At 56.4% G+C, this 5,950-nt stretch carries 6 protein-coding genes; 5 read left to right on the top strand and 1 reads right to left on the bottom strand.

Going from position 1 to position 5,950, the window contains the following annotated elements; genetic code table 11:
• Positions 1-1,064 (bottom strand): T9SS C-terminal target domain-containing protein (locus tag LW884_10635; GenBank protein ID MCE3008783.1); only part of this gene is annotated, 1,064 nt, incomplete at its 3' end.
• A gap of 254 nt (positions 1,065-1,318) precedes the next feature.
• Here LW884_10635 and LW884_10630 point away from each other — a divergent pair.
• The 5 genes from LW884_10630 (at position 1,319) to LW884_10610 (ending at position 5,598) form a co-directional block, all read left to right on the top strand.
• The gene (locus LW884_10630) at positions 1,319-1,966 is read left to right on the top strand and encodes a threonylcarbamoyl-AMP synthase (GenBank protein ID MCE3008782.1); all 648 of its coding nucleotides are present in this window, start codon (positions 1,319-1,321) and stop codon (positions 1,964-1,966) included.
• A complete protein-coding gene (locus LW884_10625) occupies positions 1,953-2,351 on the top strand; it encodes a hypothetical protein (GenBank protein ID MCE3008781.1) in 399 nt (132 codons plus the stop codon). Before LW884_10630 ends, LW884_10625 begins: the two co-directional genes overlap by 14 nt.
• A gap of 27 nt (positions 2,352-2,378) precedes the next feature.
• The gene (locus tag LW884_10620; protein MCE3008780.1) at positions 2,379-3,617 is read left to right on the top strand and encodes an HD domain-containing protein; all 1,239 of its coding nucleotides are present in this window, start codon (positions 2,379-2,381) and stop codon (positions 3,615-3,617) included.
• A 116-nt stretch (positions 3,618-3,733) separates the two neighbouring features.
• Entirely contained in the window at positions 3,734-4,537 is an 804-nt protein-coding gene (locus tag LW884_10615) for a hypothetical protein (GenBank protein ID MCE3008779.1), read from the top strand.
• A gap of 128 nt (positions 4,538-4,665) precedes the next feature.
• Positions 4,666-5,598 (top strand): bifunctional riboflavin kinase/FAD synthetase, encoded by a 933-nt coding sequence (locus tag LW884_10610; protein MCE3008778.1) that lies wholly within the window; start codon positions 4,666-4,668, stop codon positions 5,596-5,598.
• Positions 5,599-5,950 lie beyond the last annotated feature (352 nt).

Below are 5,950 nucleotides of genomic sequence, written 5' to 3'. Positions count from 1 at the left end.
GTCTGCTGAAGCGTAGAGAGGTAATCCTCACCACTTCCGCCCATGGTTTTGTCCCATTGTATGCTGCCGTTGGCATCCAGTTTTACCACCCAGTAGTCCCGCTCGCCTCTGCTATTTTCACTTTTCCCTCCGGATATATCTGCAGCAGACGAAGACCCTCCCCCCAGGATATACCCGCCGTCATTGGTCTGTTGTAGGGAAGTGAGCCCATCCACACCACTTCCGCCAAGTGTTTTGTCCCATTCTCTCTTGCCGTTCGCGTCCAGCTTCACCACCCAGTAGTCGTAGAATCCCCTGCTGTTTTCGCTTTTCCCTCCGTCAAGATCTGCATTAGACAAAGACCATCCCCCCAGTATATACCCGCCGTCGGTCGTCTGCTGGAGGGAATTCAGCACATCTTCTCCGCTTCCGCCGAGTGTTTTGTCCCACTGTCTCTTGCCGTTTGCGTCCAGCTTTACCACCCAGTAGTCCGATACACCCCGGCTATTCTCGCTTTTCCCTCCGGCTATATCCGCATCAGACTCAGACCATCCCCCCAGGATATAGCCGCCATCGGCGGTCTGCTGCAGGGAAGTGAGCTCATCGTTTGCACTTCCGCCCAGGGTTTTGTCCCATTGTATGCTGCCGTTGGCATCCAGTTTTACCACCCAGTAGTCCCGCTCGCCTCTGCTATTTTCACTTTTCCCTCCGGATATATCTGCAGCAGACCAGGACGATCCCCCCAGTATATAGCCGCCGTCCGCCGTTTGCTGCAGGGAAAAGAGCTGATCCCCCCCACTTCCGCCGAGTGTTTTGTCCCACTGTTTATTGCCGTTTGCGTCCAGTTTTACCACCCAGTAGTCGTAGCTGCCCCGGCTGTTTTCGCTTTTCCCTCCGGATATATCTGCATTTGACCCAGAATATCCCCCTAGTATATATCCGCCGTCAGCAGTCTGCTGTAGGGAAAGGAGCTCATCCCAACCACTTCCCCCCAGCGTCTTATCCCACTCGATGGTGGGCTGGGCCTGGGCGGGCAGGGTTGCGTGCAGCAGCAGGGCCAGGAGGGCAAGCCGGGGGTGCTTCATGTTCTTTTTGAGTATAGCAAAATAGGGACAATCCCTGCCTTGTGTCAATAAGGCAAGTAGATTTCACCAAAAGTTCATGCACGGGGGGGATATCTCGCCCCAAAATGGGGGAATGGCTCGCATGGGCAACGCTACAAGGAAGATAGGCCCCATGTCCGCACAACGAAACTTTTGGGTACCTTTGTGGAAAGGGAAAAGGCAGACTATCCATCGAGGCTAGTACACAGCTCCGCTTGTATTCACACTTTTCTACCATGCTGCTACGCATTTACCCCGATAATCCGGCACCGCGCCACATCCGGCAGGTGGTAGAGCAGCTGCGGGCCGGGGGCGTAGTTATCTACCCCACCGACACGGTGTATGGCCTGGGCTGCGACCTATTCAGCAAGAAAGCCATCGAGCGGGTGTGCCAGCTGAAGCATATCAACCCCCGCGATTTTCAGTACACCATCCTATGCCAGGATGTGGCCCAGGCACTGGAGTACACCCGACAGGTAAGCAATACCACCTTCAAGATCCTGAAGCGGGTGCTGCCCGGCCCCTATACCTTCATCCTGCCTGCGGGCAAAAAGCTGCCGCACTTCAGCGTAAGCCCCCGCAAAACCATAGGCATACGGGTGGTGGATAATGGCATCGTAACCGAAATGGTGCGCCAGCTGGGCAACCCGCTCATCACCACCTCGCTAAAGCACGAGGACGACATCCTGGAATACCGCACCGACCCGGAGCTGATACACGAACGCTTTGGCAAACAGGTAGACCTGGTAATACACGGCGGCTATGGGGGCAACGTGCCCAGCACCATTGTGGACCTGAGCGACGAGGAGCACCCTGTGCTGCTGCGCGAGGGCCTGGGCGACCCCAATAAACTGGATATAGACTGGGAAGATGGAACCGCTTAGCCAAAACCCGGAGACTGACCAGCAGCTGCTACGGGCCCTGTATGCCGACTTTGCCGTGATAGGCCTGGTGCTGGAGCGCATAGCCCTGGAGAGCCTGAAGAACCGGGTAACGCGCTTCCCCATCTTTGTGGCGCACACACAGCCTGTGGGCCTGGGCGTGCCCATTTTCAACAAAGCGGAATATGCCCTGGGCTGGGACTATAACGCCAGCATACTGGAAGAGCTGGTGAAAAAGGGCGTACTGGAGGGTGCCCGCCTGGCCGACTTCCGGCGGGCCTATACGGACCCCACCGAGCGGGCCTTCCTGATAGCCGACCCGGGCTTCTTCCACTTTGTATTTGTGCCCTACCGGCTGCTAGATGCCGGGAACCCCCAAACCCAATAACTTTAGACACCACCCACGCCGCAAAACATGCCTGCACCCCCAGCTGCCAAGCTGTTTAACGACCCCATCCACGGCTTCATAGAAGTGCGCAGGGGCCTGGCCCTACAGCTGGCAGACCACCCCTACCTGCAGCGGCTGCGGCGTATCCAGCAGCTGGGGCTGGGCAGCCTGGTTTTTCCGGGGGCCACCCATGCACGCTTCAGCCATGCCCTGGGTGCCTACCACCTGGTAAGCCAGGCCCTGCGCAGCCTGCGCGAAAAGGGTGTGTACATCAGCGAGGCAGAGTATGAAGCCACCCAACTGGCCATCCTGCTGCACGATATAGGCCACGCGCCCTTTAGCCATGCCCTGGAGCACCTGCTGGTGCCGGGCCTGCACCACGAAACCATGAGCCTGGCCCTGATGAAGCAGCTGAACCGCGAAACCGGCGGGCGGCTAGAGCTGGCCATGCAGATTTTTACCGGAAGCTACCCAGCCCCCTACCTGCACCAGCTGGTGAGCGGCCAGCTGGATATGGACCGGCTGGACTACCTGACGCGCGACAGCTTCTTCACCGGTGTGGCCGAGGGCATAGTGGGCACCGACCGAATCCTGAAAACCCTGAATGTAGCTAACCGAGAGCTGGTAGTGGAACAGAAGGGCGTATATGCAGTAGAAAAATTCCTGATAGCCCGCCGGCTGATGTACTGGCAGGTGTATCTGCACAAAGCATCGGTGGTGGCAGAGGCTATGCTCATCGGCATCCTGAAACGCGCCCGAACCCTGCTGCTGGCCGGGGCCCCCCTACCCTGCGAACCCAACCTGCACCACCTGCTGGCCCTGCCAGAAACACCCGCCCAGCTGGATGAGCAGCTAATCGACCCATACACAGCCCTGGACGACACCGACATCTGGTTCCACATCAAACGCTGGCAGCAGCAGCCCGACAGGGTGCTGAGCCTGCTGTGCCAGGGCATCCTGCACCGCCGCCTGCTGAAGATCCGCGTGCAAGACCAGCCCTTTGGCGAAGACGAGGTGGCCGAGCAGCGCAGCCTGTGCCAAGCCCGGCTGGGCCTGGATGCCGATGAGGCAGCCTACTTTGTACACACCGCCCGGCTGAGCAACCAGGCCTATGCCCCCACCGGCGAGGGACGCCGCATACAGGTTCTGCGCAAAGACGGTAGCCTGACCGATATAGCCGAGGCCAGCGACCCAGGCATGGTGGCCCAGCTCTCCAGGCCAGTGTACAAGTACTTTCTGTGCTACCCGGCCGAGCACACACTGTAGTGCAAGAACAGCGGAGCCTATGGCCACCCAACCAAGCCCTTAATCAAATACACAAAAAATCGCCATTTAATTTATTTCCTCTATATTTAACCAAGTTTTCAATTAACCACCTTATTATGACACGACTTGTACTTACCAAAAGCCTGTATGCCCTTGTAATCAGCCTGCTGCTAGTCGGCTGCAAGAAAGATGAGGATTCGGAGCCCGCTGCTACTACCGTTACCACTACTACCGGTACTCTGGCTCCCTATAGCAACTCCTATACGGCGTTTGTTAATCGGATTGTTATGCAGTTTCCGGGTGCAGGTTCGAATACGATTGTAGTAGACACCTCGTATTCTGCAGGCTTTGCGCCACCCTCAGAAAATTTTCCAATAGTAAGTACGGGTGATGCTGGTGAGCTGACTGTGGGCGGTGAAACTCTTTCCTATGACTCGTCAATTAAACTATACTCGTTGGGTTTGCAGGCAATTTTTTTTCCTAACGATTGGCTGGTAAACAAGCTTGCAAAGTGGAATGCAACAGGTGGTGCTGATTTGCCTGCCTTTGAGGTTTCAAACGAAAACTGGCCGGAATCAGACTTAAATTTTGACTTAAATTCAAACTCTGTAATAAGAACGGATCAAGCGCTTACCATTACGGCAGACAAAAGTTTTGGCAGTACCTTTGTACAGGTATTTATTTCAGCTATCTCTCTTTCGGCAACTACTTCTACCATTTCAATTGTCACAATAGAAAATAACCCAGATGCAAAAAGCATTACAATCCCTCAGTCTGAAATGCAGCGATTCTCAGGAATAGAAGAGATTGGAATTCTTATTGAAAGCAGTACATGGGGTACCCCCAAAAAAATTGGCGATAAGGAGTTCGTAGCAAAGAACACTTGTGGTTGGTCAATTCGAAATAAAAATATTCAGTGAGGGATTTCCTGATCGCCACCTCCAAATGCAAAGGGCTCCTATTTTTGGTGGGAGCCCTTTGCATTTCTAAGCCCTAAAGATGGCGCAGCTTGAGCCGATATGTGTGGGCTTATCCTTAGCTTTGCAGGGTGAAGATCTACCGCAGCCTGAGAGACTATGAGGCTGGCCCCAGCCCCGTGGTAACGCTGGGCACCTTCGACGGGGTGCACCCTGGGCACCAGGCAATCCTCCGGCGAGTGCTGGCCGCTGCCCACCGCCTGCAGGGCGAGGCCGTGGTCATTACCTTCCACCCACACCCGCGCAAGATCCTGCCCCACAGCACAGCACCCGGGCTGCTGAGTACCCTGCAGGAAAAAGAGGAGAAACTGCGCGAACTGGGCATACACAAGCTGCTGGTTATCCCCTTTACCCAGGATTTTTCGCAACTAGAACCGGCCGATTTTGTACAGGCTGTGCTACTAAACGCTGTGCGCGCCCAGCGGGTAGTGGTAGGCTACGATCATCGCTTTGGCAAAAACCGAACTGGAGACCTGGCACTGTTGGAGCGAATTGCAGCCGAAAAAGGCTTTGCAGTGGAAGAAATACCAGCCCAAGAGATAGACCATGCCAAGGTAAGCAGCACCCGCATACGCGAGGCCCTACTGACAGGGCAGGTGGCCATAGCCCAGCGGCTGCTGGGCTATGCCTACAGCCTGCAGGCCACCGTGGTGCACGGCGATAAGCGCGGGCGCCAGTTGGGCTGGCCCACGGCCAACCTACTGCCCACCAGCCCCGAGAAGCTGCTGCCGGCCACAGGCGTATACGCCGTACGTGTGCACTACCACCACCATGCCTACCTGGGCATGATGAACATAGGCACCCGCCCCACCGTAGACGGCCTAAACCTGGTGCCAGAGGTGCACCTGCTCAACTTTGAGGGCGACCTGTACGGCCAGCAACTGCAAGTAGATTTTATAGACCGCATCCGCGACGAGCGCAAGTTTCACAGCCTGGAGGAGCTAAAGGCCCAGCTAGCCGCCGATGCCGAACAGGCGCGCAGGATGATGGATGGGCCGCGATAGTGGACGAGGGTGCTTGTTCTATTGACCTAGTGGCCATTTCGCATCGATCCGCATTTGCTCTTTTACGGGTGGCGTGCACCCTTCTTAGTCGAAGGCCAAACTAAAGAGCCCTCCCGCCTAATCAAAACCAACAATATGCGAGCACGCGGCGGTGTGTCCCCCACACACCACGAGGCACAAAAAAAGCCCGCACTTCCGTGCGGGCTTTCTCATTCAGCTTGGGCTAGCTCTAGCCTACTGCACGCTCAGCTTGCCGCTGTAGATGCCACGGGCCCCGGCTATCTGCACGCTGTACAGGCCGGCGGGCAGGCTGGGTAGCTGCAGGCTGGTGGTAGTACCACTGGCACTGCCG

The sequence above is a fragment of the Bacteroidota bacterium genome (assembly GCA_021300195.1).
Lineage (GTDB): Bacteria > Bacteroidota > Bacteroidia > J057 > JAJTIE01 > JAJTIE01.
The sequence above is the reverse complement of the archived record's forward strand: the minus strand, read 5'-3'. Positions and strand labels throughout refer to the sequence as shown.